The organism is Vibrio penaeicida (assembly GCF_030689305.1).
In the GTDB taxonomy this organism is placed as follows: domain Bacteria; phylum Pseudomonadota; class Gammaproteobacteria; order Enterobacterales; family Vibrionaceae; genus Vibrio; species Vibrio penaeicida_B.
The window spans coordinates 17,884-42,688 of sequence record NZ_JAUYVM010000015.1 but is presented as its reverse complement, the minus strand read 5'-3'; the positions used below and the strand labels follow the sequence as shown (position 1 = coordinate 42,688).

Below are 24,805 nucleotides of genomic sequence, written 5' to 3'. Positions count from 1 at the left end.
GAAATTCTCTGAAATCTTTGTTTTTTGTGACATGTGTATGCAAAAACCATGAATAGTTTGTCAATTTTTTACCCTTACCTCAACAGGTGAAGTTTGTCGGTAATCTTCTTTTTATTTCGTTCTCAAAAATAATAGGGAGATGACACGTTAGCGTTTACCTCAAAATGGTGATGCGGGACAGGCTGGCTTAAAGATGGCGCTAGTCAAAAAATATAAGCAAGTCGTTGCTCTGCTTTGATAAGACATCAAAATATGAAAAGCGCATAGGAGTGATAGAAGCTGTGTAAAATTTCACAGGCTTTTTTGTAAAATTTACACTGTGAAATTTTTATTGTGAAATTTTGATGTGAATGACGCTAATCTAAAGTTGAAGCAAGGGCAAAAGAACAGTCACCTCTTTTACCTAAGCTGGCAAAAAGATAAATGATGAGGACATCACTATGACTATATCAACTGCTTCGAACAATCAAAATACAGAAACCGAACAACAGTTTGATGCGACTTCTGTCCTCGCTGCTGAAAAATCAAATGCGCAACGAGTGACAGAAAAGCAACAACGAGCAAAAGAAATATTGGATTCATCCTTCCCGCTAGAGCATGGTTCACACCAAGACGTGGTGAACTATATGGTGTACTACTGCAACTTGGTTGCCTGCTTTGCAGATGGGAAATTAGTGGGGTTAGATAACCCTTCACAGTTTGTCGCTTTATCAGGTCACAAACGCGAACCGGAAGCTATTTTACTTAAAGATGCTCAAGGTTCGCACCTAGAGATTACGCTAGGGACACACGTAGGCAGTATTGATAATTTGGCAAACATCCAAGATATTCAGCTGGAATCTCGTACCTCGTTGTGCATGGAAACCCAATCTAACCACCGTTACTGGATCAGCCTTCTAGAAACGGGAGCGAAGGGCGACCCCATTGCGCACAGCGTCGACAAAGAGTACACCTCTCGCAGTGGTGAAGAGTATACGCTCACACGCTTTTGTAAGAGTTAAGATACACAAAAATATCCACATAATTAATTCATAAAAACCTTAACCTTAGTCTATGTCAATCTGACTGACCCCTTAATTGGGGTCTTTTTTTTGGTTTAATTCTATAAGCAATGCTTTAAGTTCAACGACTTCTGATCTGAGTTCCGTTACTTCGTCTTTGAGGTTTGCCATTATGTGCTTACCTTGATCCTCTTTGTCTTCTTCTAGAAACCAAGAAGCCACAAAGCCGGTAAAAGTACCAAATAAGCCAACACCCGTTGTCATCAACACAGAGGCAACAAACCTACCCTCAGCTGTGACGGGATAGAAATCCCCGTAACCTACAGTAGTTATCGTTACAAACGCCCACCAAAATGCGTCTGCTGCATTATGAATGTTGGCACCTTCAACCCCTTGCTCTAACAAAAGTAATGCGATTGCACCAACGGTCAGCATAAGAATCGAAACAAAAACAACGAATGAGAACGAGCTTTTTACTTTGTTCCTTAAAAAGACATTGGCTAATGTACGAACAGAACGAATAACACGAATGAGACGAATAACACGAACGACACGTGCAAACTGCGGATAAAAGCCAAATGGGACAGAGGAAAGCAAATCTATCCACCCCCACGTGCGAAAATACCGCCAGCGATCGGGGGCATGCTTCAATTGAATAATGAAGTCAATAAAGAAGAAAACACAGATAAATTGATCCGACCATCTGAGCATAGTGTTGATGTCATCGGGTAGTTTTGTTGTCAATTGCAATACAACGGATATCAAAACAAAGACAGACAAAAACAAAATAAAGACCTGAAATGGGCCTAGATACTCACGCTGCTCAGTAGTGGTCATGGAATGTTCTCTAAAATCAATCTAAAAAGAGGAGGCAATACCCGGTAACATTAAGTGACTAGGTGATCGTTCGTCAATCCGGAATGCAAAGTTGTTTTGGCTTGGGGTTAGATTTTAACGTTTGCGGCGGGATTTCTTTTTGTTGGGCTTTGGCTTAGACGTATTCTGCATTGAAGAATATTCATTCTTCAAGATGAAAGCAAAGCGTATCAACCCGATGACAAACACAATGCCAAAGACAGTAAGTATTGTCTGGCAAAGCCACTCTGGATCGCAGGGTAAATAGATTTCTATGGGCATAGGTTTCGCCATATACACAGTACGCTTGTAACAATACTGACCGCCCACTCTGCAAAAAACTTCTATCCCCTATTCACCTAAAACAAAAAAGGCTGTTATGAGCCCCTAACAGCCGATACTTTTGCCATACGGCTATGTAGCTATTGAGTTGAAAGATATCGTCCCAAACTATCCAAGCCAGTTCCCCAACCCGCACCGTGTTGGCTGCGCGATGCGTCAAATGCGGCTATTTCTTCTGGTGTCGCGTTAACGGGCTCCCAAATCAGTTGTAATTTAGTTTGGCTGCCATTTTCTTCAAGCTTAACCGTTGTTTTCATTTCTTTCGGCCAATTAGGCATTTGTGGGCTCGGCATGATCTCGCCCTGCTCATTCGATACCGATTGAATGAACACAACCGTGTGCGGTTCTACAATTTCAATGTATTGAGATAAAAGCCACATCTCGAAACCATTTGGCATCACCATCTTGTGAAGAGACGATCCACCAGCCTGAATATCAGCTCGGGTAAATTCGCAGGTTACGCCAGGAATAGGAACCATCCACTTTGTCATGTGCTCTACTTTAGTCCATGCCTCAAATACCAAAGCGATAGGCGCATCGTATTCTCTTGTTAGAATGGTGGGTTCTACGTGTTGATTACTCATCCTTGTCCCCTTTTTGTTGAATCTCTTGTAGGTATTCACCCAAACTATCTAAAGTATGGGTCCAATATTGCTCGAATTGAACAACCCAGTCTTGAATAGACTTAAGTTGCTCACCATTTACGTGATAAGCGCGAAACCTTCCTTCTCTACGCTCTCTAACCAAATCGACGGCTTTTAGCACCCCCAAATGTTTGGATACCATTGGCTGACTCCACCCAAGTGATGCAACTAGCTGATTAACCGTCATTTCTTTGCCAGCTAATTTTTCCAGTAGCTCTCTTCTTTTAGGTTCAGCTATCGCGTTAAATGGATCAAATGTGGTTTTTGTTCTAGCCATAAACTTCAATATATTCCTATATGGGAATATTACAACATGATCAAAGCCAAGTTCTTATCATTGAGACATTGAGGTTTCTCGTCTTGGTAAGCTTAGGTCTTATACTGGTTGCAAAGAAATATTGAAAAGGAAACCATGGTGGAAAGTCGGTTCTTTAGGGCACTTGATAAGCCAACGCAAAATAGACTTACTCTTTCAGCGCAATCCTTCCGATTCGAACCACAAGAGTTTCTTCTCGATTCACAGTCAAAATGGAATACAGTTTTTCTATTGAACTCAGGCTCAGTGAGGATGTACTACCTCGATAGGGACGGAAAAGAACACAACAAAGCCTTTTTTGTTGATCATGCTTTCTTCTGGCCGGTGACAGAATCGCTAAGGAATGAGCCCGCAGGTTTTTTTATTGAATCCATTGAAAGTGGAAGCGGATGGCGTTGGGATTTTGATGTTTTCAAACAAACTTTTGCCAACGAAAACGACTGGATGACGTTTTCTCACCTTTGGATGGAAAATGTATTAGCAGAAAAGTTCAATAGAGAGAAAGATTGGCTACAACTTACCGCAGCGCAGCGCTACATTAAACTTATCACCCTAAGACCAGAGCTCAAGCGTTTACCCAACATGCACCTCGCAAGCTATATCGGCGTAACCCCTGAATCCTTTTCTCGATTAAAAAAATCCATCTCACTTACCAAATGATAAGTACAACCCTCCGACATTTCGCCAAACTTTCCGTTAACGCAAAAAAAGGAAAGCAAAATGGAAAAGGGACTAGAAGCGACATCTACTTTACTGCTTGGACTTATGGCTGGTTTTTTTGCCACCTACAGTTTTAATGTGAACTACGCCATGCTCGAAGTCGATGGCAGCACCTACGCTACGGTACAATCGCTGTTTAACATCAATGTGAGACACGCTGGCTTTTTTGTGTGCTTTTCTGGTGCCGCTCTGTTGCCTGCGATAACCGGAGTGGTGTGGCTGAGAAAGGACAAACGACAAGCACTGGTTTGGTTAGCCATCGCCTTGAGTTACTTTATTGGGATAGTTATTTTTACTCGGTTTGTTAATTTACCGCTTAACTATTACACCGAGTCATGGAATCCAGCCGCTTTACCCGATGATTGGGAAGACATTCGAGATCAGTGGAATACCGCGAATTTACTGCGTGTTATTGTCAGTATGATTACCTTTTCGATTGCATTGGTAATCCCTCACTTACGAACACGCAGTATCACCCGTTAGCTTTGTTCTTTCTATACGGAAACACCTAAGCTACGCAAATCTTCTCGCGCTTTCTTAGCCGTTGAAAACTGGAAAGCGTGAAAGCCCTGTGTTTTTGCCCCTTCTACGTTAGCGGGCATGTCATCCAAAAATACGGATTCACTGGCTTCCACGTTACATTGCTCCACCACCAACTGGTATATTCTAGGATTAGGTTTCAGTACATCCCATTCCGCAGACACAATGGTATTGTCGAATAGCGACCAAAAGCTGTACTTATCTTTAAGAAACGCAACAATTTCATGCACATTATCAGTGAGTGCGTAAATGCCATAGCCTGATTCTTTTAAATCATTCATCATGTCTTCTGTGCCTTCTAATAAGGACAGTGACGCTTTCACGTTATCAAAGAGTCGGTCAGTTTCGGTTGCACTTAGCTGCAGTTGAGTTTGATAAGCCAGCTTCGCTTCACTTTCAGAATACCGACCTTTATTTAGATCAAGCCAAATTTGATGGGAGAAAATGTCTTGAGCCAGTTTTTGGGCGGCTTCCCCTTCCACATCAAACGTTGCGGAAACGATCTCAAGAGGAGACCATTTTACGATCACATTACCTACGTCAAAAACGATATTTTTTATTGTCATATCCTAGCCTTTGATAATTGATGCACAAGTGCGCGCTGGGGTTATAAAGCCTTTAAATACACCGCGGCGTTTTCCTTAGAAGGAGAAAAACCAACGTTCAAAAGATACTCTTCGTGCTCTCTCGTTTTCGCGATGGCTTTAAGCATGTTTACACCGCGTTGCTTCATCACTTCTGGGTGCAATTGGTAATAATACTGCGCGACCTTCATGTCTCGATACTCTGGCGTCACAAAATCAAGCACAAGAGATAACGTGCCGTCCTTATCCATATTCCCCACCAGCACGCCCGCAATACTGTTGTTTCGAAGTGTATAAAATGCCGTATCCGATTTTTTTATCGATTCTACAGAGGTTTGCTGCTCAATGTCTGTTAAATTAGTGGCAACAAAATGATCAAAATACTCAGAATCGACAGAAGCCGAGATCAATTTGAATCTCTCTTTGGTGGTATAAATACCCCACAAATAATAGACATTGATTCCTGCAATACCTAAGTTCATCAACATAGTGGGATAAGAATCAATAAAATAGGCAAACGCTGCAAAAAGTAAGCAGCCGATAAAGTTAATCACTCTTAACTTTAAGATGGACGTCATTGTTAGCGATACAAGTACGACCAAAGATGCGAGATAGCCAAACCACTCTATCCAATCAAAATCCATTTTGATGCTCCTTCTCGTTTGTGTAATCAAAAAGATAGCATTGGAACAATACTCAAACCACCTCAAGATGCTAAGTATAAAAAGAAAGCCACCGAATAAGGTGGCTTTGAAAACAGAGTGCATATTTATCTGTACGAGATGATAAATACTATTCAATAAGATCTATCATAAAACGACCAATATCCGTGTGATGCAAAAGTTTGCTTGTGAAAGGCGCAACCGCTTCATCTTCACCTTGAGCAAATAAGAATACTGGCGTGCTGGTGTGGCTTCCTGTGCTCCATACCACACCCTGTTGTTCTGCCAATTCCCGAGCCAGCAAGTTTTGTCGGTTATCGTCTGTTTGGTACACGAAGAATGCACCATACCCTTCCAGTTTTGGCACGGTCTTACTGCTTAGGTATTTGTGATCCCGAACGTAATAGGTGTTAGGCTGAGTGTCGAGTATCTTTGTCGCCTGGGCTACACTGATTTCAAAATCGCTGTTCTCAGCGACTAATTTCGCTAGATTCTCGGGGGTTTGCTGCGCTTTATCTAATCCATCAAATTCAGAGTAAAACAGGTCAGCGTGGCTGATTTTTTGGTTGTAAATCTTATCCAAGACATTAGGAGAAATGAAATTGAAGTTGGGTTTATAGTCTCTTCCTTCAAATGCATCTCCAGGCAACTCTTGAGGATCGGGTAAGTCCACCGCCGAATAACTGAAGCCAAAACCGCCAGTTTCATGATCTGCGGTCACCAATACTAGGGTGTCGTTTCTGTTATCAGCCCAGTCTAGAATACTGGTGACAGCATCGTTCATTTTTAGCATCTCGTGCAGCATACTGCCCGTATCGTTGTAATGCCCTGCCCAGTCGATTTGACCTGCTTCGACCATTAGGAAAAACCCGTTCTCGTTTTTTTCTAACACGCTGATCGCATGTTTAGCCATCTCTTCGAGTGTCGGTTGTGCACGCTGTTCATCATCTTCGAGCTTGCTGTTAGTAATGCCATCGTACATCCCAGAATAAGAGAATAACCCAAGCACTTTATCACCTTTCGAGTTGCTTAATTGCTCTTTAGTAAATACGGTTTCGTATCCCGATCCCTCAGCCTCTGTAATGAGATTGCGTTCATCTTTCCGCTTCGATTTAATACGTACTTTTCCATCGGTTTTCGTAGTGAGCACTTTGTGCGCTTCCGAGGTTTTGTCACTCGCGCTTTTGGGTATCCAATACCTCAAACCACCAGAGAGCAACACATCAGCATCGCTTGCGAGCATTTGCTCTGCTATTTTATTTTCCAAACTTCTATGCGCTACATGTGCAGCAAACGACCCTGGCGTTGCGTGGGTAATGCGCGTATCGGAAACCAACCCTACCGACATGCCTTTCTGTTTCGCTACTTCGAGAACGGTGCGCGCCGAATACCCTTTCGCATTTAGCCCGATCATCTCGGACCCCGACATTTGTCCTGTTGCAAGTTGGCTAGCAGACGCAGCGGAATCGACCACAATCGCTTTATCAGGGTGTGTCATCGACATGTTCATTTGGCCGCCTTTGATCATGCGCTCAAACACCGTACCTTTCCCTTTTAGCACCGATTTAGGGGCAAGATCTGAATACGTTTGCAACAAGCCCACCTGTTGTGGTCCCATTCCATCGCCTATGACCAAAATGATGTTTTTTTTTGCGATTCAGCAAGCGCCATATTGGTACTTAAACCAATAGCGGCTACTGCTAAGGACATGAGCGATAATCTTCTTCCATGTAGTTTCATCGTTTCTGTTCCATTGATTGAAAATTTTGGCGCTACTCGAAAGCATCACCTTGTTCTTTAAAACGAAAAAAGGAACCCCAGTAGAGAGGTTCCTTTGGTTTCATCACCTAAGAAAAAGAGAACAACCTAAAATGTTCATCTTTTTTTAAAAAGGCGGTCAACAAATAGAGTCGCATTATTCATTGCCCACCATGCCGCTATCAAGGTTAGCGAGCATTTTGTCGGCATACCAATTGATAAAATTGATCACACCAAATTCATAGGTCTCGGAGTATGGACCCGGTTCATAAGCCATCGAGTTAATACCCAGTTGGTTGGTTTCCCCAAGAATACGGTCTTGGTCGTTCGTTGCATCCCAGACCTTACGTAGGTTATCTACATCGTAATCGATACCTTCTACCGCATCTTTATGGACAACCCACTTGGTAATCACTTTGCTTAACTGGGGCGCAACAGGAATAACTTGGAAAGCGATCAAGTGGTCACCTTGGGCATGGTTCCATGAGTTAGGCAAATGCAGAATTCGCATTGAACCCAAATCAGGAGTATTGATACGCCCCATTAATTTCTTACAGCCCACTTCACCATTCATCGTCATTGCGCTCACGCCATCTTTTAAGGGCATGCGCACAATTCGATTTTGATCCCCATAAGCACTTTTGTGAGCGTGTGGAATGCCATTTTCATCCCATATCTTTTGCTTTTCGGCAACAAGCGCTTTGAACTCGTCAGACGCCCGTGGATCGTTAGTGTCATCCCACTCTAAAAGGGAGCCTAACAGTTCTGGGTGTGAACCTTCACAGTGGTAACACTCTCGGTTATTTTCGATAACGAGCTTCCAATTCGCCTCTTCCATCATGACACTTTGAATGGCGACTTTGGCATTCTCCAAGTCATAGGGTTCTAGGTAGTGCTCTAAATCATTGAGGAACTCGTCAATTTCAGGCGGATTCTCAGCGAGAGAAATGAAGATGTATCCCCCTGCCGTTTTACAGTGTATAGGCTTTAAACTGAATTTCTTTTTATCAAAATCCGACCCCATCTCCTGACCGGCGTAAATCAACTCACCATCCATGTTGTATGTCCATTGATGGTATGGGCAAACTAACTTAGCGGATTTACCGCGATGCTTTGTACAAATTTTCGAACCACGGTGACGACATACGTTATGCAAGGCATAAACTTCGCCGTTATCACCCCGTGTGATCATGACTGGATTGTTCCCAACCTCAAACGCGATGTAGTTTCCTTTATCAGGAATTTCACACGTTAATCCTGCAAAAAGCCATTCACGTTCGAATATAGATTTCATATCGATATCAAACAGCTCTTGGTTGTTGTAAAACTCTTGTTCCAACGAGTATCGAGGGTTTCGCTCTCGCAACATGTCCAACACTTTTTGCTCGTCTACAAGTCCTTTTTGAGGCCTTTTTTTGATATTTGCTTCCATGGGTCTATCTCTTATAGCGCTAACTATCCCACACACTTTTCACCAACACTGTTGAGAAAAGCTCTGATTCCCTAAAAAGCAGCGGAGTGAATGGGTGATGACAAACACGCCGATGTTAAAGGGTTGCCAACAACCCACTTTACAAAAGCCCGCAATCATAAAGTGGTTGTTGTGGGATATCTTGAGCAATACCCAAAGTTCACACTTAGTTATTTGAGACACGAATTTGCTCAAAAAAGACAAGTTGAAGGAACAAACCTTCACAATGTGTTAGCGATCAATAAAATACGAAAAGCACACACAACCCTCGATAAAATTTACTTTTTTATATTTAATTGAATGATCAATTAAATATAAATTATAGATCACAAACAAAGACAATCTGTCTTTACAGGTATACCATTGACTGATTAATTATTAACCAAATGATAACAAAAAGATCACATGAGCAATCTTGAAGATCAGTTTACTCACACACGGAAGCAAAAGGAGGATCACTATGACCTCATCAATACGAACAGGGACAAAAATCAGCTTTGTACTGGTTGAAAATTTCACCATGATCGCATTTGCTTCAGCCATTGAAGTGCTAAGAATGGCGAATCAATTGTCGGGAGAGCAGTTGTATGAATGGAATACGGTGAGCCTAGATGGTCAGTCAGTTCGGGCTAGTGATGCGCTTAGTATTAATGTTGATGGGTCGATGGAGCTCGCTTCCGAAGCGGAAACCGTTATCGTATGCGGAGGGGTTGGAGTACAGCAGCAATGCCAGCCTAAAATGCTCAATTGGCTTTTACATTTGGACAGGCAGCACATTACCTTGGGCAGCTTATGTACGGGAAGCTATATTCTTGCGAAAGCCGGTTTACTGGATGGGCACCCTTGCGCCATCCATTGGGAATATATGGCTGGTATGCAGGAAGAATTTTCCGCCATCCACGTGAGTAATAAGATTTTCACCATATCAGAGAAACGCATGACCTGTACGGGTGGAACTGCGCCGATGGATATGATGCTCCAAATGATTAATCGCCAACATGGCGAAAAACTCAGTGCTGCGATTTCGCAAATGTTCATTTGTGACCGTATTCGCGACAGCGAGGAAATGCAAACACTGCCACTAAAAAGTTTGGTCGGCGCTTCTCAGCCCAAACTTCGCGAAATCATTATGCTGATGGAAGCTAACCTTGAGGAAACCATCAGTATGGACGAAATGGCGGGATATGTTGATCTTTCAAGAAGGCAGCTAGAACGTCTGTTCCAGAAATACTTAAACTACTCCCCTTCTCGTTACTACCTGCACCTTCGGCTAAACCGTGCAAAGCAACTTCTTAAGCAGACAAATCTGTCCATTATTGAAGTGTCTATCGCGTGCGGGTTCGTTTCGACGTCTCATTTCAGTAAGTGTTATCGCGACTACTTTGGCTCTCCTCCTAAATCTGAGCGTTCTGCTAAGTTCTCTGCAAGTAGTCATGCGCCTTCTCCATCGAATGAGCCGACTTATGCATCGGTATCCCTTCATGAAGAGGTGATGGTGAAAAGCGTGATTTAGCTTTCGGTCTTTCGACCCTCATATCTGATTCACGAAATCATAAAAAATCCGATAAACAATGCTTATCGGATTTTTATTTGTTGGGAGGTGAGTTAAACGGATCAAAAGAAATAGAGGCTATCCACGCTTTTTTAGTAGCCCTTCCGCTTTTAATACTTTCAGAATCTCCTCTGCAGCCTCATTTGGATCTGGCTCGTGCATTACTTGGCTCGATGTCGTTTCCGATTTCGCAGTTGCGGCTTTAAATCGGTCTTTTGCCGATGTTGCTTTCACTTTTTTCAAACGTTTCGGTCGTTTGGCTGCCGGCTCAAATTCCCAGTTCTCCAGCGCCGTATCTTTAATAAATGGTGCTCCCAAATAATAGACGTTCCCAGAAACCGACTTTAAATAAGAAATTTGCCTAGGCTCTGCTGCTGCCGAATCAACGAGACCGACAAACGGCAAATTCACTTCTACCTTTCGTCTTTGTCCCCTTGGTAGTGCTTGCAACAACGTAGCACTGTGTTTATCGAGTCGAAGCACTTCAACGATTTTAGGTACCAATGTGAAACCCAGTAAATTGGCTACGGTATAAGGCAGATACCCAGAACATTCACCTATCTCCGCTTCAGTCCCTGTCAGTATTACATCAGCATTCGTAGAGCGTATGTAATCCACCAGCGCCGGAATAACATCCGCATTGGCTGGCTGTGAAAGCACGGTTAGCTCTGGAATACCCATTCCTAGGTAATCTCTTAAGGAAGGTTCATCAGGATCGCCAGCGTGCAATAGCTCCAAACTCACGGCTTCCAAACCCAGTGCTAATTCCACCATTTTAGCGTCTTGATCTGCTCGCCTTGCGCGTTTGGTATAAGGGTGCTCCCCCACTGAAACTAATCCTATCGCTTTAAGCATGTTCAACCTCCTTGTGCTCAAGGTTGTTCGAGTCGGAATGGGAAATCAAAGTGTCTCCGATGGCAATTTCATCTGAATCTTTGCGTAGCAGTGCACTCATCGCTTTCATGATCTCGCTGCTATCAGCGATCACACTTAACTCAGAGCGCTTAATCATGTCGCACCCCAAATCTGTATTGATTGCGATGACCTTTTCACACTTCTCAATCCCTTGTAGGTGCTGAACGGCTCCAGAAATACCCACAGCGATGTAAACTCTGGCCGTAACCCAAGTGCCCGTCGCACCTACCTGAGTACTTCTTGGCATAAATCCATCGTCTACCGCAACTCGACTCGCGCCCATCGTGGCACCCAATTCCGATGCCAATTGTTTGAATAACGCCCAGTCATTCACACCATTCCCCCCCGACAAAATGAATTCTGCTTCGCCAAGTGAAATAGTTGCAGGGTCGACATCAACCGAACCTTTGTCTGAAACACCTATAGGCACGTATAGGTCCGAGTTGAACTCTGATCCAATATCAATACAGGCATGGCTCGTTTCCGTTACTGGTTCTTCGCATTCGGGTAGTAGTAGCATCACTCTTGATGCCTTCTGAACGTATTGCCGCGTTCCTTTGGAGGACAAACAATGGCATTGGTCGTTCTGCCATTTGTACACGTTCGTACTTGGTCTCACATTAAGCGAGGCAGCCAACCTGCGAGCTAGCTCTCCACTGCCGTCATCACTCTCCGCGATAAGAATGTTTTTAGGATTGAGCCTCATCACTTGTTCATGAGCAAATTTGGCTTTTCCTTCGGGGTTGTAGCCCAAAAATACGTTTTCTTTGGCGTAAACCACTCTATCCACGCCCAAACTTCCCAGCTCCTCCTTTAGCTCCCCGAACAAGACGAGATCGACAGGCTGAGTGGGTGAAGAAGACGCCAGTTTATGAGCTAGCCCCAAAATGTCTTTTCCGTGTTCAGAAATTTTTCCAGACGTAGTTTCAAGTACAACCATGATTGGGGCATCGGTGCTCTCTGGGATGTAGTCTTTCCGTTTCGGTTCTTGAGAGGCTCCGCGAACACTGACAACCGAACTTGTCGAGGCACTGCTCAAATTGAGGCGATCAATGCGTTTCAAGCCACTCGGTCCGATAAAACCAATGCCATGCACCTTTTTACGAATTAAACCTGTCGGTCCGTATTGAGGAGCACCAAGGTTAAAGTGTTCAGGGTGAAGTCTATTCCGTGCGATATGCTCTCTGCGTGGATCTCGCCTTACGATGATTTCACTCATGCAACCTCCTTAACGGTGCCAGCCGCTGAAGGTTCTGCTTCTTCTGCTGGCAAGGCCTCTAGTAGAAGCTCCGCAATATCTTTCACGTCGGGTCTTGGTTCTACGACACCTTCAAGCATTAATGTACACTGGGGACACCCAACTGCAACCACATCTGCCTGCGTTTCTTTGATGTCTTCCATACGTATGTCGGGGATACGTTTTTCTCCCGGTATGTCTGTGACCGGAGCCCCTCCACCGCCGCCACAACATCGAGACCGATAGCCAGAACGCTCCATCTCTTTCAATTCAAACCCAAGCTGTTTAAGTAGGAAACGGGGGGCTTCATATTCCCCGTTGTAGCGCCCCAGGTAACATGGATCATGATAAGTCACGGTGCCTTTAGATGCGTCGCTATCCAAGTGCAGCGCCCCGCCCTCAACCAACCTTGCAAGTAGCTGAGTATGGTGCTCAACTTCAAAACTACCGCCAAAATCTGGGTACTCGTTTTTTAGAACATGAAACGCGTGCGGATCGGCAGTGACGATTGTCTTAAAGCGATATTTGTTCAGTACGCCAATATTGGCTTTCGCTAAGCGCTGGAAAGTGGCTTCGTCACCCAGCCGGCGCGCGAGATCCCCGCTATCCAACTCTTCGTTCCCCAAAACGGCGAAAGATACCCCAGCACGACGCAGCAACTTGACCAGCGCGCGTAGGGTGCGCTGATTCCTCATATCAAAGGCTGCGTCGCCCACCCAAAACAGCACGTCGCACTCTTTAACATCTTTGAGTACTGGCAACTTTAGATCGATACCCCAGTTATGGCGCTGAACCGGAGGCAAACCCTTCGGGTTATCTGTCGCGATCAAGTTTTCCAATACTTCCCGACCTTTACCGGGGGTTTGACCAAGATCGAGCGTTAAGTGCCTTCTCATATCGACCATGGCGTCAACGTGTTCAATCATCATGGGACACTCTTCCACACACGCCCGACAAGTTGTGCAAGACCAAACAGTCTCCGGATCCAAGAGCTTTTCAAATAGAGGTTGGTCTTTACCGCCTTCACCAATGTCACCCTCTTTTCCGGGGTAACCCTGACCGGCATAGCGTGAAGTATCTCCACCCGCCATCCCAACAACCAGATCTTGGATCATTTTCTTCGGGTTAAGAGGCTGACCAGCCGCAAACGCAGGGCACATTTTTTCACATCGACCACATTGGACACACGCATCAAAACTCAGCAACTGTTTCCATGAAAAATCTTCGGGTTTGGCTACCCCAAAACCTGGAGTGGGCTCCTTGATGTCTATTGGTTTTAATCCTGTAGAACGAATGCCGGAAAAGCGTTCTGCTCTGCGGTGAAACGCGAGATGCAATGCGCCAGAAAAAGCATGCTTTAACGGCCCACCCCACGTCATACCTACCACTAGCTCTAGCAAACCTAATGCAATGCCTAACAGTAACACCACGGCTAACACGGTGTTCCCAACAACGGAGTCATGAGAGGCAAGAGTGAACACGCAGATTGCCAGACCGGATGCAGAAAACATCAACAAGCTTTTAGGAAGGCGCATCCATGCCCCTTTGGATAGGTTTGGCGGAGGGTTCACTCGCCTGCGATAAACAAATATCGCCCCTACGAACATCGCGAGAAAAGGTAAAATAAGCACAGCCCATGCTACGGGTTGATAGTCGAGGTCAAATAAATAGATGACCATCAGCCCGAGCAACGACGCAACAAAGCCTCCTGCGGTTGCCACGTGCGTGTTCGACATGTATTTGTCTCGGGCGACGACGTGGTGCAAGTCGACAAGGTAACGCTTAGGAATGGATAGCAGGCCAGCAACAACATTGACCGGCTCCTTTCTTCCTCTACGCCACATCAAAATACGCTTTAACGCTCCAAGAACCCAAACTAGGATCACTGTTACCAGCAACCAAGGTAAGATCTGATTAATCATCGCTTCTACTCCCTAATTCTGCGTCTGTTATCAGAAGTCCTTACACAGTCTGAGCGCATCGTATATTGCTGCGTGTGTGTTTCTTTGCGCGGTACAGTCACCGATACGGAACAAAAGCATGCCTTCGCTTTGTTTTTCCAATGATGGCTGTGGCTTCGCATCGTAGAGCGCTTGAATATCCATTTGCCCTTTATTAACCGATTGCGCTTTCAAGGCGTAGTAGAGTTCTTCGGACGGTCTGATCCCGTTTTCGACCACAATCTGGTCGACGACGCGCTCTTCTTTTTGCCCCGTGTACTCGTTCTCTAGCACGGCGATGAGCTTATCGTTTTCTTTGTAGACTTCTTCGAGTATGAAATCCGGTGTCATGATGACTTCTTTTTCATACAAGCTTCGGTAATAGGTAGGGAACGTGGTTCCACCGACCGCTGCTCCCGGCTTGATGTCGTCAGTGACTAACTCAACAAGCGATCCTTTAGATGAAAGGTAATCAGCAACAGACATACCTGAAAATTCGCAAATCGTATCGTAAACCAACACATTTTTACCTGGCTCGACTTCTCCGCTCAGTACGTCCCAACTGCTGATGACTAACCCGTCTTTCGCGCCCCATTTAGGGTTTTGCTCAACGAAGGGAGTACCACCAACGGCAAGGATAGCGACATCCGGATCGTGGCTTAAAATGATCTCTTCTGTTGCTTCAGTGTCGAAGTGCATTTCGACACTGAGCCTCGCCAACTCTAATGCATACCAACGCGTTATACCTGCAATTTGGTCGCGCTGGGGTGCTTTCGCTGCCAGTGTAATTTGCCCGCCCAACTCTGGTGCTTTTTCGATTAACACAACATTGTGTCCGCGCTCGGCACAGACTCGTGCGGCTTCCATTCCTGCTGGGCCGCCACCCACAACCACCACTTTTCGAATCACATCGTCTGTTTTCGAAATAATATGGGGCATGGTGGACTCGCGAGAAGTCGCCGCATTTTGAATACAAAGCACGTCCAGCCCTTGATACTGACGGTCGATACAATAGTTTGCTCCGACACATTGGCGAATCTGATCCACTTGGTTCATTTTTATTTTCGCAATAAGGTGTGGGTCGGCAATGTGCGCGCGTGTCATGCCCACAAAGTCCACGTATCCTGCTTCAAGTATTCGCTGCGCTTGGTTTGGATCTTTTATGTTTTGAGCATGAATAACTGGAACGTTCACCACCTCTTTAATTCCCGCAGCTAAGTGCAGAAATGGTTCTGGTGGGTAACTCATGTTCGGAATCACATTTGCTAATGTGTTGTGCGTGTCGCAACCCGAACCAATAACGCCAAAGAAATCGACCAAGCCCGTTTTGTCGTAGTAAGTCGCGATTTTTTTCATGTCATCGTGCGTTAAGCCGTCGGGGTGAAACTCATCCCCACAGATTCTTAAGCCAACAGCAAAGTCTCGCCCTACCTCTTCTCGAATAGCCTCCAGAACACGAATCCCGAAGCGCATTCGGTTTTCAAAACTGCCACCCCACTCGTCTTCTCGCTTATTCACGCGAGGGCTCCAAAATTGATCGATTAGGTGTTGGTGTACGGCTGAGAGTTCGACACCATCAAGACCACCTTCTTTTGCTCGCCTCGCGGCTTGAGCGTAGTCTCCAATGATGCGTTCAATTTCTTCAGGTTCGATGGTTTTGCACGTTGCGCGGTGAACGGGTTCTCGAATACCACTTGGGCTCACCAAAGTGGTCCAGTCACCGCCATCCCATCGAGAACGACGCCCCATATGGGTGATTTGAATCATGATATGACCACCGTGCTTGTGCACCGCGTCAGCAAGATTCTGAAAGTGGGGAATGATTCGGTCGGTTGATAAATTAACGGATTTCCACCAGCTTTGTGGGCTATCTATGGAGACAACACTTGAGCCTCCACAAATACTAAGACCGACGCCACCTTTGGCTTTTTCTTCGTAATACTTAACGTAACGTTCTGTGGTCATACCGCCTTCAGTGGCGTACACCTCAGCGTGAGCCGTGCTCACAACACGGTTTCTTATTGTTAAGTTATTGATATTCAATGGCTGAAATAGTGCATCAAACTGAGACATCGCTGCTTCCTTACTGTTTACATCCGACCGCTTTTATTTTTTTAGTGCTTTCACTTCTTTTTTACCGATTTCACTTACTTTTCTACCGCTTCCACTTAACTTCCCAGCGGCTCAACGACAAAGACTCCGTAATCAACGCCTTCTTCGGACGCGCTTTGAATCTGTGTAGCTTTGGTTTTGACGTTGTAGCCCAAGCTCTCTGCGATTTGATCGATCGCGCCAGCAAACCAGCCCGTAAACATGTAATCCACTTTGCGATTAACTTTTCCGTAGTGGTAAACAAAAGCCGAGTGATCCAATCGAACTCGCGCCGTTCCATTCTCGATATCCAAACTTTCAATTCGGAATACCCCCCAACCACGTTGGGAAAGACGCTTCATGTAGTGTTCAAATACGGCGTCACCAGAAAGCCCATGTTTTTCGGCTTCCTTTTCACACCAATAGTGCGCCGATTGGTAACCGGCTTTGTATAAGATCTCCGCGTACAATTCGTCGCCTAGTGACTCCGCGATCGCCGTGTGGTTGTTGATGAAAAAGTGTCGTGGTACGTACAGCATCGGAAGTGCGTCTGTTACCCAAACGCCTGTTTCGCTGTCTACTTTGATTTCCATTTCAGGTGCATGTGCGCTCATTTTTATTCTCCTTATTCGCCCCAAACTTCTTTGAGGGTGTTTACCCAGTTCTCACCCATCACTTTCTGTACTTTTCTTGGTGTCCAACCTCGATTGAGTAACGCCTCGGTAAGGTTTGGGAATTCTCCGATCGTTCTAATGCCTTTCGGGTTGATAATTTCGCCAAATCGAGTGAGACGGCGAGCGTAGCCCTTGTCGTGAGTAAGCCATTCGAAAAACGGTTCGTCATGCCCTTGCGTAAAGTCCGTTCCAATCCCGACGTGGTCTTCCCCCACGATGTTGACGATGTACTCAATGGCTTCGACGTAATCTTCAATCGTGGACTTGATGCCGTTTTTGAGAAACGGAGCAAACATGGTTACGCCGACAAAACCACCGTGATCGGCGATGAATTTCAGTTCCTCATCCGACTTGTTCCGAGGATGGTCCTTAAGACCAAGGGGCAAGCAATGTGAATAACAGACGGGTTTTTCAGACGCGAGAATGACCTCTTTTGATGTTTGGCTTCCCACGTGAGATAAATCGCACATCATGCCAACGCGGTTCATTTCACGAACGATTTCATGCCCAAAGCCAGATAGCCCGCCGTCGCGCTCATAGCACCCCGTTCCAACAAGGTTTTGCGTGTTGTATGCCATTTGGGCAATACCGACACCCAGTTGCTTAAACACTTCGACATAACCAATTTGATCTTCAAAAGCGTGGACGTTTTGGAAACCCAATATGATACCTGTCCGCCCTTCTTGTTTTGCTTTGTGAATATCCTGAGTTGTTCTTACGGGTCGAATTAAGTCAGAGTGCTCTTGAAAGAAGGTGTTAAATTCCGCAATGTTGTTCACGGTATCTTGAAACCCTTCCCATACTGAAACCGTGCAATTGGCGGCGGTTAATCCCCCTTTCGCCATGTCTTCAAAAAGTGCTCTGTCCCATTTGGCTATCACAAGTCCATCTAAAATGATGGATGCTTCATGTAGCTTTTCTGCATCTGACATATTCGACTCCAAAGTTTTGTTAAGCTCGTGCTCGTATTAGGTGCTGCACGCACAAAGCATTCTGGTTTTGGGGAATGCTGGTAAAGGTGTTGCTCTTAGGTTTTGAGTCTAACGTGTCAATTTGCGCAAAAACGGCTTGAAAGCGACAAGAACATTAGGAATGCCGTCATCTTTTGCTCTGGAAAAAAAATAGCGACCCAATAGGTCGCTATTCTTCGCTTATGTTGTGGCTTTAGGTTGATTTTCTACGCAACCATTCCATGTGGGTCGATAACAAACTTCTTCGCGACACCGCCATCGAACTCGCTGTACCCATCGGGTGCTTCATCCAAAGAAATAACTTGAACGTTAACGGCTTTGGCTATATCGATTTTGTCCCATAGAATCGCTTGTCCTAATTGCCTGTGGTATTTCATGACGGGGCATTGACCCGTGACAAAATAATGCGATTTCGCCCAGCCTAGCCCGATCCTTACACCGAGTTGTCCCATCTTCGCAGCTTCATCGACCGCCCCCGGATCGCCCGTCACGTACAAGCCCGGTATACCGATGCCGCCACCCGCACGACATACGTCCATCATAGTATTAAGAACCGTTGCAGGTTGCTCTTTGTGATGCGAACAACCGTGGCTTCTCGCTTCAAAGCCAACGCAATCAATTGCTGCATCCACTTCTGGCACACCTAGGATCTGCTCTATCATTTCTGGAACGGTAGATTCCTCTCGCAGATCAATCGTTTCACAACCAAAGCTTCTTGCTTGCTCCAATCGTGCGGGAATCATATCCCCCACAATCACACACGCTGCCCCAAGTAAATGAGCAGAAGCGGCACACGCCAATCCAACAGGTCCGGCTCCGGCGATGTATACCGTTGAACCCGGTTGAACCCCTGCCGTCACGGCTCCGTGATAGCCAGTTGGGAAAATATCCGACAGTAGTGTGAGATCTTTGATTTTCTCTAACGCACCTTCACGGTCATCAAACTTAAGTAAGTTGAAGTCGGCATAAGGCACCATAACGTATTCCGATTGTCCGCCAACCCAGCCACCCATATCCACATAACCGTATGCAGCGCCGGGGCGCGCAGGATTTACGTTTAAGCAAATACCCGTATTGCCTTCTTTGCAGTTTCGGCATCGGCCACAGGCAATGTTAAAGGGAACAGAGACAATGTCGCCCACTTCAAGAAACTCGACATCTCGTCCACACTCAATGATTTGCCCCGTAATTTCGTGCCCAAGAACAAGCCCTGCTTCTGCCGTCGTTCGCCCGCGAACCATGTGTTGATCGCTTCCACATATATTGGTTGTGATCACCTTTAAAATAACGCCGTGTTGGCACGCTCGTTTACCCATCATAAGTTCTGGGTAAGCAATGGGCTGAACTTCTACACTGTTCTCCCCCATGTACACCACACCGCGGTTTCCATGATTTCCACACATAAATTCCGTATCCCTATTCAATTTGATTTGATGCTCAATTCGCTTCTCATCGACAGGTACAAGAAAGTCGGTACGAGAAAACCAGTGAGCCCCTTTCCAGTTAATCGGTTTATGTGTGAGTAAACATGTCCATATAAGACGTAAAATCGACTGTTTGAGACATTTGAAGAAGCTGAAAAATTTAGACTACTTAAAGTTGACGACCTCGCTTTAGGTTTGCCAAATAAACAGAAAGCCCCTATTCAATAGGGGCTAATTCTACTGCTCAAAGATAAGAACTGTTACTTTAACAAACGAACTACTACTCGAACACGATGGTTTTATTACTGTAAAGGAACACGCGCTTTTGAATATGCAGTTGAACTGCTCTGGCGAGCGTGAGTGATTCAACGTCCATCCCTTTCTTGGCTAAATCCTCGGGATAGAAACTGTGATTCACCACCTCCATTCCTTGAGTAATGATCGGACCTTCATCCAATTCATCACTCACATAATGAGCGGTCGCCCCTAACAATTTCACCCCTTTCTCATAAGCCTGATGATAGGGCCTTGCCCCTTTAAATCCAGGCAAAATGGAGTGGTGAATGTTGATGGCTTTACCTTCTAAACGTTTACAAAACCCGTTCGACAAAACTTGCATGTAGCGCGCCAAAACCAATAGCTCGCATCCATATTCCTCCATGATTTGCTCCACTTTAGCTTCTTGATCCAATTTGGTTTCTTTAGAAATTGGGAAATGGTAATACGGTATACCATGCCACTCGGCTAGCGGTTTTAAATCCGGGTGATTAGAGACAATAGCCCCCACTTCTACATTTAGGTTTCCAGTGCGGTAGCGATAGAGCAAGTCATTCAAACAATGGTCGTACTTGGACACCATAATCACCACTTTGGTTTTGTGATTGGCGTTAGAGACTTCCCACTCTAAGTCGAACTTGTTCCCTCTAATATTGAGTTCTTTTGTGAATTGTTCTGAATCGAAGCTTGCGCCTTCCATCATCCGAAAATCCACACGAATGAAAAACCGTCCTGACACCTCATCATCAAATGAGCTCAATTCGCTGATGTAAGCTTTCCACTCATACAAGAACCGAGTGACTACATCAACCGTTCCTGGTCGGCTTGGGCAGCTCGCAGTAAGGATATAGTGCTGTGTCATGCCATTCTCCTTAGGAATGTCAGCGGTTAGATTCTGTCGGCGACTAAACACCGACGTTTAAAGAAAACCCGTATTCTTTAGAGGCATCTTGCAACCATAAACACAGATAGTCTGCAAAGCTTCTGCGTACGATTAAATCGACTTGGTGCTCGTCGCGTCGAATCATGTGCACAGAGCTTTTCGCAAACACGGTGCCGACGACTTTGCCAATAGGAAACGATTCTAAATCGGTGTCGTAAGGACACGACTTTTTAATAACATCTAGAGTGTGCTTCCCACTCAGGCGTATCACCGTTTGTGCGCCACTCACATCAACCACGGAAAAGTGCCCGTTCAATTCGTTTCTCAGATCCGCCTCTAAAACGATGTGTGATTTCTCCTTAGAGACAATAAGCCACTCATCAGGCGACATCCAATAAATACTGGTCTCACTACCTGTTTTTGATTGGCAAGCTGTACGAGGTAATGTCAATCCAACCGCATTTTGAATGCCTAATGCAAATTCAGGATCATTGCCGTTTCCCCGAACAAGGATATGAGTCAGGCCAGCTAGCTCCCGAATTTCGACGCCATTCCCTTCATTCAAATTCGCCCCTTCTGAAAGCGCGACGTGTTGCAACGGAGAATCCATCCTAGGGGCAAATTTCGTTTCATTATTCGACATTTTGGCGCTCTCCCTTTGGATCATAAAATACAGAACTGGTGATCTCAGCCTCTAAAACCCTGCCATCGGCTAACGGAAAATAAACCGACTCGCCTAACATGGCTAATCCATTTTTGATCATCCCCAGAGCAATGGAGTGCCCTAAACATGCGCTGTAGTAACTTGACGTCACGTGACCGATCATCGTCATCGGAACTGGTTCTTTAGGGTCAAGCACCGCTTGTGCACCCTCAGGTATAACGGCTTGGCTATCTTTACAGCGAAGACCGACAAATTGCTTCCTATCGGTGCGAGACGTATCTTCCCGCTCCCATGAACGCTTGCCAATGTAACTGAATGTCTTTTTCTTACCGACAATCCAATTCATGTCCATATCTTGTGGCGTCACTGAACCATCCGTATCTTGCCCTGCAATGATGAAACCCTTTTCGGCACGCAGAATATGCATGGTTTCCGTTCCGTACGGAGTGATATCGAACTCTCTCCCCGCTTCCATAATCGTTTCCCAAACGTAAGATCCGTAATTGGCTTGCACGTTAATTTCGAAAGAGAGCTCCCCAGTAAAACTGATTCGGAAAATACGCGCTTTCACGCCGGCAACTTCGCCACTCTGCCACGTCATGTATGGGAAAGATTCGTTCGACACATCCCAATCTGGCGCTATTTTTTCGAGCAATTTTCGGCTATTCGGCCCAGATATCGTCATCGTCGACCATTGATCTGTAACGCTGGTGAAATACACATTAAGCTCTGGCCATTCGGTTTGTTGCCACAACTCTAACCATTGCAGAACGGCCGCAGCGCCCCCCGAGGTAGTGGTCATAATGAAGTGATTATCGTTGATGCAAGACGTTACACCGTCGTCGAAAATCATCCCATCTTCTTTACACATCACGCCATATCGACACTTTCCAGGCGCAAGTTGGCTCCACGGGTTGGTGTAAATTCGATTGAGAAACTCACGCGCATCGGCACCCTGAATGTCGATTTTACCCAGCGTTGATGCATCCAAGATCCCGACACTGTTTCGCGTAGCTAAGCATTCTCGGTTCAGGGATTCCTGCATGGTTTCATTACCTTTTGGGTAATACCAAGGGCGCTTCCATTGACCAACATTTTCAAAGAGCGCACCATGTTCAATGTGCCATTTATGCATGGAAGTAAAACGAGCAGGGTCAAACAAATGTCCCGCATCCCGACCCGCTAACGCACCGAAAGTGACAGGTGTGTACATAGGTCGGAAAATAGTGGTGCCTGTTTCTGCGATGGTTTTACCCATGGCTTTCGCGGCGATCGCCATACCATTGATGTTACCTGTTTTACCTTGATCGGTTCCAAACCCCATAGCGGTATAGCGTTTGATGTGCTCAATACTTTCAAATCCTTCTCGAGTCGCCAGCACAATACCAGCCGCCGTTACATCGTTTTGGAAATCGACAAACTGCTTAGGCGCTCGGCTAATAGGGCGTTCATGAGGACACAAGTAGAGTTCCATTGAATCGCTCATAATGGGCTCGTCTATTGTTGGAAACTCTCCTAAATCTTGACTTGGTTTAACGCCAAGAGAACTAAGAAGGCTTTGAACTTCAGCAATCGCCTGATCGGCAATGGCGTTTAGGCTGTATACCCCATTAACACCGCCAATACAGGTTTGGTCTTGAACCGTTTTACCCGGAACAAAACCCAAGCTGTCTTCACACCAAACGGGTTTAGAGCCTGTGTGACAAGACAAATGAACTGCTGGGCTCCATCCCCCCGAGCTGGCAATGGTATCGCAGCTCACTTCAACCACGTTACCTATCACCGTATCGCCAGCTTCGTTAATCGGCGCGACTTTGGCACTTTTTACTCGTTTGTTCCCACATGCCTGAATCACACACGAGCCTTCAAAAACAGAAATGCCCTGATCAATCGCCCAATCCATGAGATGTGCAGCGACTTGTTTGCGTGAATCAACAATGGCAGCGACCTGCTTACCGGCTTCTACCCACGCTTTTGCTGTTTCGTATGCGCCATCATTAGTTGTCATTAGCAAAAGTGCATCACCCGGTACGACCCCATACTGACGCACATAGGTTGCTACAGCACCGGCAAGCATGTTACCCGGCAGGTCATTGTTGCCATACACTAACGGGCGCTCAATCGCACCGGTAGCCAAAACGACCTTTTTTGCACGTATACGATGAAGTCGTTGACGTGGACCATCGACATTTTCGCCGAGATGATCGGTGCGTCTTTCCACTACCCCAACAAAATTCTGGTCGTAGTACCCAAATGCCGTGCTGCGGCTTAGGATCATGCACTGACTGTCTTTACTGAGCTCGATTATTGTCTCATCAATCCAGTCTGACGACGTTAGTCCATTGATTTTGGTATTGGATGACAACAGTGCCCCACCGAGTTGATGCTGTTCGTCTACCAATATGATTCTGAGCCCTTGCCCGATCAGTTTTTTGGCTGCGGTCAAACCCGCAAAACCACCACCTACAATCAAGACATCGCAATGGTGGTTCATCTTGTCGTATTCGTCGACATCTGGTGCTGTTGGCGTGCTGCCTAAACCCGCGGCTTTACGGATGTATTTTTCATACGTTGGCCACAGAGATTGAGGGTACATAAAGGTTTTGTAGTAAAAACCCGGGGGCATCATGCCACCGGCCAACTTTCCGAGCCCAGCTTTAAAATCGATATCGATATTTGGCCAACCAGAAACACTGCTGCAAACTAAACCTTCATAAAGCTCTGTTTGCGTTGCTCTTAAGTTTGGAATAGTCGTACTGGCTGAACTGCCAACTTGTAAGATGGCATTCGGCTCTTCTGCGCCACTACCCAAAATGCCGCGAACACGACCGTATTTGAAGCTTCGCCCGACGATATCGATGCCATTTGCCAACAAGGCTGATGCGACGGTATCACCCGCGTAACCAGTAAGATGCTTGCCGTTGAAGGTAAAATTGATTGGTTCGTGTCTGTCTATCAATCCGCCAGATTGTGTGCGATTAAGCTGTGTCATTCCTGTGCCTCCGACGCAGATTGCTTAGGCGACTGCCCCATTTCGTAGACTTCAACAATCTCGTATGAGACCGTGTCTCGCGTTACGTTAAAGAACTTTCTACACCCTGTGGCATGGAACCACATTTCATGATGCAACCCTTTCGGATTTTTTCGATGGAATAAGTATTCACCCCATTCTTTATCACTTAGCGACGCAGGATCGAGTGGGCGCTCGATGTGCGCCTCTCCAGCATAAGAAAACTCTTCTTCTTCACGATGTTCCTGACAGTAAGGACAATACAAGTGCAACAT

At 45.7% G+C, this 24,805-nt stretch carries 24 protein-coding genes; 5 read left to right on the top strand and 19 right to left on the bottom strand.

The window, feature by feature from the left end:
* Nucleotides 1-440 precede the first annotated feature (440 nt).
* A complete protein-coding gene (locus Q8W40_RS20680) occupies nt 441-1,001 on the top strand; it encodes a hypothetical protein (protein ID WP_305399907.1) in 561 nt (186 codons plus the stop codon).
* A gap of 72 nt (nt 1,002-1,073) precedes the next feature.
* Here the strand turns inward: Q8W40_RS20680 and Q8W40_RS20675 are convergent, their stop codons facing one another.
* The 4 genes from Q8W40_RS20675 to Q8W40_RS20660 form a co-directional block, all read right to left on the bottom strand.
* Complete coding sequence (locus Q8W40_RS20675; RefSeq protein ID WP_305399905.1) at nt 1,074-1,838, bottom strand: potassium channel family protein; 765 nt, start codon at nt 1,836-1,838, stop codon at nt 1,074-1,076.
* Nucleotides 1,839-1,952: 114 nt separating this feature from the next.
* Nucleotides 1,953-2,138 carry a hypothetical protein gene (locus Q8W40_RS20670; protein WP_305399903.1) on the bottom strand — a complete coding sequence of 62 codons (186 nt, stop codon included), beginning with the start codon at nt 2,136-2,138 and terminating at the stop codon, nt 1,953-1,955.
* A 140-nt stretch (nt 2,139-2,278) separates the two neighbouring features.
* Nucleotides 2,279-2,782 (bottom strand): SRPBCC family protein, encoded by a 504-nt coding sequence (locus Q8W40_RS20665; RefSeq protein WP_305399902.1) that lies wholly within the window; start codon nt 2,780-2,782, stop codon nt 2,279-2,281.
* Nucleotides 2,775-3,119, bottom strand: coding sequence for an ArsR/SmtB family transcription factor (locus Q8W40_RS20660; protein ID WP_101114758.1), 345 nt, complete (start codon nt 3,117-3,119; stop codon nt 2,775-2,777). Before Q8W40_RS20660 ends, Q8W40_RS20665 begins: the two co-directional genes overlap by 8 nt.
* Before the next feature lie 108 nt (nt 3,120-3,227).
* Between Q8W40_RS20660 and Q8W40_RS20655 the strand changes: the two genes are divergently transcribed.
* Nucleotides 3,228-3,818 carry a Crp/Fnr family transcriptional regulator gene (locus Q8W40_RS20655; protein ID WP_305399901.1) on the top strand — a complete coding sequence of 197 codons (591 nt, stop codon included), beginning with the start codon at nt 3,228-3,230 and terminating at the stop codon, nt 3,816-3,818.
* 60 nt (nt 3,819-3,878) lie between these two features.
* Nucleotides 3,879-4,361, top strand: coding sequence for a DUF1772 domain-containing protein (locus Q8W40_RS20650; protein WP_305399899.1), 483 nt, complete (start codon nt 3,879-3,881; stop codon nt 4,359-4,361).
* A gap of 11 nt (nt 4,362-4,372) precedes the next feature.
* Here Q8W40_RS20650 and Q8W40_RS20645 read toward each other — a convergent pair whose 3' ends face one another.
* From Q8W40_RS20645 to Q8W40_RS20630, 4 genes are all read right to left on the bottom strand, one after another.
* Nucleotides 4,373-4,984: an HAD family hydrolase gene (locus Q8W40_RS20645; RefSeq protein WP_305399897.1), complete on the bottom strand. Its 612-nt coding sequence runs from the start codon at nt 4,982-4,984 to the stop codon at nt 4,373-4,375.
* 41 nt (nt 4,985-5,025) lie between these two features.
* A complete protein-coding gene (locus Q8W40_RS20640) occupies nt 5,026-5,646 on the bottom strand; it encodes a hypothetical protein (protein ID WP_305399896.1) in 621 nt (206 codons plus the stop codon).
* Nucleotides 5,647-5,794: 148 nt separating this feature from the next.
* A complete protein-coding gene (locus Q8W40_RS20635; protein ID WP_305399895.1) occupies nt 5,795-7,282 on the bottom strand; it encodes an alkaline phosphatase in 1,488 nt (495 codons plus the stop codon).
* Nucleotides 7,283-7,579: 297 nt separating this feature from the next.
* Complete coding sequence (locus tag Q8W40_RS20630; RefSeq protein ID WP_305399894.1) at nt 7,580-8,854, bottom strand: aromatic ring-hydroxylating oxygenase subunit alpha; 1,275 nt, start codon at nt 8,852-8,854, stop codon at nt 7,580-7,582.
* A gap of 90 nt (nt 8,855-8,944) precedes the next feature.
* Between Q8W40_RS20630 and Q8W40_RS20625 the strand changes: the two genes are divergently transcribed.
* Nucleotides 8,945-9,193, top strand: coding sequence for a hypothetical protein (locus tag Q8W40_RS20625; RefSeq protein WP_305399892.1), 249 nt, complete (start codon nt 8,945-8,947; stop codon nt 9,191-9,193).
* Between the two features lie 160 nt (nt 9,194-9,353).
* Nucleotides 9,354-10,406: a GlxA family transcriptional regulator gene (locus tag Q8W40_RS20620; protein WP_370693413.1), complete on the top strand. Its 1,053-nt coding sequence runs from the start codon at nt 9,354-9,356 to the stop codon at nt 10,404-10,406.
* 117 nt (nt 10,407-10,523) lie between these two features.
* Here the strand turns inward: Q8W40_RS20620 and Q8W40_RS20615 are convergent, their stop codons facing one another.
* From Q8W40_RS20615 to Q8W40_RS20565, 11 genes are all read right to left on the bottom strand, one after another.
* A complete protein-coding gene (locus Q8W40_RS20615; RefSeq protein ID WP_305399891.1) occupies nt 10,524-11,300 on the bottom strand; it encodes an electron transfer flavoprotein subunit beta in 777 nt (258 codons plus the stop codon).
* The gene (locus tag Q8W40_RS20610) at nt 11,293-12,579 is read right to left on the bottom strand and encodes an electron transfer flavoprotein subunit alpha/FixB family protein (RefSeq protein WP_305399889.1); all 1,287 of its coding nucleotides are present in this window, start codon (nt 12,577-12,579) and stop codon (nt 11,293-11,295) included. The genes Q8W40_RS20615 and Q8W40_RS20610 overlap by 8 nt, the downstream gene beginning before the upstream one ends.
* Nucleotides 12,576-14,519 carry a (Fe-S)-binding protein gene (locus tag Q8W40_RS20605; RefSeq protein WP_305399888.1) on the bottom strand — a complete coding sequence of 648 codons (1,944 nt, stop codon included), beginning with the start codon at nt 14,517-14,519 and terminating at the stop codon, nt 12,576-12,578. Before Q8W40_RS20605 ends, Q8W40_RS20610 begins: the two co-directional genes overlap by 4 nt.
* 30 nt (nt 14,520-14,549) lie before the next feature.
* Nucleotides 14,550-16,610, bottom strand: a complete 2,061-nt coding sequence (locus Q8W40_RS20600; RefSeq protein ID WP_305399886.1) for an NADH:flavin oxidoreductase — start codon at nt 16,608-16,610, stop codon at nt 14,550-14,552.
* A gap of 95 nt (nt 16,611-16,705) precedes the next feature.
* The gene (locus Q8W40_RS20595) at nt 16,706-17,242 is read right to left on the bottom strand and encodes a 4-vinyl reductase (RefSeq protein WP_305399884.1); all 537 of its coding nucleotides are present in this window, start codon (nt 17,240-17,242) and stop codon (nt 16,706-16,708) included.
* Between the two features lie 11 nt (nt 17,243-17,253).
* Nucleotides 17,254-18,234, bottom strand: coding sequence for a dipeptidase (locus Q8W40_RS20590; RefSeq protein WP_101114743.1), 981 nt, complete (start codon nt 18,232-18,234; stop codon nt 17,254-17,256).
* A 245-nt stretch (nt 18,235-18,479) separates the two neighbouring features.
* Nucleotides 18,480-19,676: a formaldehyde dehydrogenase, glutathione-independent gene (gene fdhA, locus Q8W40_RS20585; protein ID WP_126607733.1), complete on the bottom strand. Its 1,197-nt coding sequence runs from the start codon at nt 19,674-19,676 to the stop codon at nt 18,480-18,482.
* Between the two features lie 301 nt (nt 19,677-19,977).
* The gene (gene purU, locus Q8W40_RS20580) at nt 19,978-20,835 is read right to left on the bottom strand and encodes a formyltetrahydrofolate deformylase (protein ID WP_305399881.1); all 858 of its coding nucleotides are present in this window, start codon (nt 20,833-20,835) and stop codon (nt 19,978-19,980) included.
* Nucleotides 20,836-20,878: 43 nt separating this feature from the next.
* Nucleotides 20,879-21,499: a sarcosine oxidase subunit gamma gene (locus tag Q8W40_RS20575; RefSeq protein WP_305399879.1), complete on the bottom strand. Its 621-nt coding sequence runs from the start codon at nt 21,497-21,499 to the stop codon at nt 20,879-20,881.
* Nucleotides 21,489-24,512, bottom strand: a complete 3,024-nt coding sequence (locus Q8W40_RS20570) for a sarcosine oxidase subunit alpha family protein (RefSeq protein ID WP_305399877.1) — start codon at nt 24,510-24,512, stop codon at nt 21,489-21,491. The genes Q8W40_RS20575 and Q8W40_RS20570 overlap by 11 nt, the downstream gene beginning before the upstream one ends.
* Nucleotides 24,509-24,805 (bottom strand): sarcosine oxidase subunit delta, encoded by a 297-nt coding sequence (locus Q8W40_RS20565; protein WP_305399875.1) that lies wholly within the window; start codon nt 24,803-24,805, stop codon nt 24,509-24,511. The genes Q8W40_RS20570 and Q8W40_RS20565 overlap by 4 nt, the downstream gene beginning before the upstream one ends.

Coding starts and splice junctions, on each gene's coding strand:
- Q8W40_RS20680 (WP_305399907.1), top strand. CDS start 441: ATGACTATATCAACTGCTTCGAACAATCAAAATACAGAAACCGAACAA.
- Q8W40_RS20675 (WP_305399905.1), bottom strand. CDS start 1,838: ATGACCACTACTGAGCAGCGTGAGTATCTAGGCCCATTTCAGGTCTTT.
- Q8W40_RS20670 (WP_305399903.1), bottom strand. CDS start 2,138: ATGCCCATAGAAATCTATTTACCCTGCGATCCAGAGTGGCTTTGCCAG.
- Q8W40_RS20665 (WP_305399902.1), bottom strand. CDS start 2,782: ATGAGTAATCAACACGTAGAACCCACCATTCTAACAAGAGAATACGAT.
- Q8W40_RS20660 (WP_101114758.1), bottom strand. CDS start 3,119: ATGGCTAGAACAAAAACCACATTTGATCCATTTAACGCGATAGCTGAA.
- Q8W40_RS20650 (WP_305399899.1), top strand. CDS start 3,879: ATGGAAAAGGGACTAGAAGCGACATCTACTTTACTGCTTGGACTTATG.
- Q8W40_RS20645 (WP_305399897.1), bottom strand. CDS start 4,984: ATGACAATAAAAAATATCGTTTTTGACGTAGGTAATGTGATCGTAAAA.
- Q8W40_RS20640 (WP_305399896.1), bottom strand. CDS start 5,646: ATGGATTTTGATTGGATAGAGTGGTTTGGCTATCTCGCATCTTTGGTC.
- Q8W40_RS20635 (WP_305399895.1), bottom strand. CDS start 7,282: ATGGGACCACAACAGGTGGGCTTGTTGCAAACGTATTCAGATCTTGCC.
- Q8W40_RS20630 (WP_305399894.1), bottom strand. CDS start 8,854: ATGGAAGCAAATATCAAAAAAAGGCCTCAAAAAGGACTTGTAGACGAG.
- Q8W40_RS20625 (WP_305399892.1), top strand. CDS start 8,945: ATGGGTGATGACAAACACGCCGATGTTAAAGGGTTGCCAACAACCCAC.
- Q8W40_RS20620 (WP_370693413.1), top strand. CDS start 9,354: ATGACCTCATCAATACGAACAGGGACAAAAATCAGCTTTGTACTGGTT.
- Q8W40_RS20615 (WP_305399891.1), bottom strand. CDS start 11,300: ATGCTTAAAGCGATAGGATTAGTTTCAGTGGGGGAGCACCCTTATACC.
- Q8W40_RS20610 (WP_305399889.1), bottom strand. CDS start 12,579: ATGAGTGAAATCATCGTAAGGCGAGATCCACGCAGAGAGCATATCGCA.
- Q8W40_RS20605 (WP_305399888.1), bottom strand. CDS start 14,519: ATGATTAATCAGATCTTACCTTGGTTGCTGGTAACAGTGATCCTAGTT.
- Q8W40_RS20600 (WP_305399886.1), bottom strand. CDS start 16,610: ATGTCTCAGTTTGATGCACTATTTCAGCCATTGAATATCAATAACTTA.
- Q8W40_RS20595 (WP_305399884.1), bottom strand. CDS start 17,242: ATGAGCGCACATGCACCTGAAATGGAAATCAAAGTAGACAGCGAAACA.
- Q8W40_RS20590 (WP_101114743.1), bottom strand. CDS start 18,234: ATGTCAGATGCAGAAAAGCTACATGAAGCATCCATCATTTTAGATGGA.
- fdhA (WP_126607733.1), bottom strand. CDS start 19,676: ATGTGTGGAAATCATGGAAACCGCGGTGTGGTGTACATGGGGGAGAAC.
- purU (WP_305399881.1), bottom strand. CDS start 20,835: ATGACACAGCACTATATCCTTACTGCGAGCTGCCCAAGCCGACCAGGA.
- Q8W40_RS20575 (WP_305399879.1), bottom strand. CDS start 21,499: ATGTCGAATAATGAAACGAAATTTGCCCCTAGGATGGATTCTCCGTTG.
- Q8W40_RS20570 (WP_305399877.1), bottom strand. CDS start 24,512: ATGACACAGCTTAATCGCACACAATCTGGCGGATTGATAGACAGACAC.
- Q8W40_RS20565 (WP_305399875.1), bottom strand. CDS start 24,805: ATGTTGCACTTGTATTGTCCTTACTGTCAGGAACATCGTGAAGAAGAA.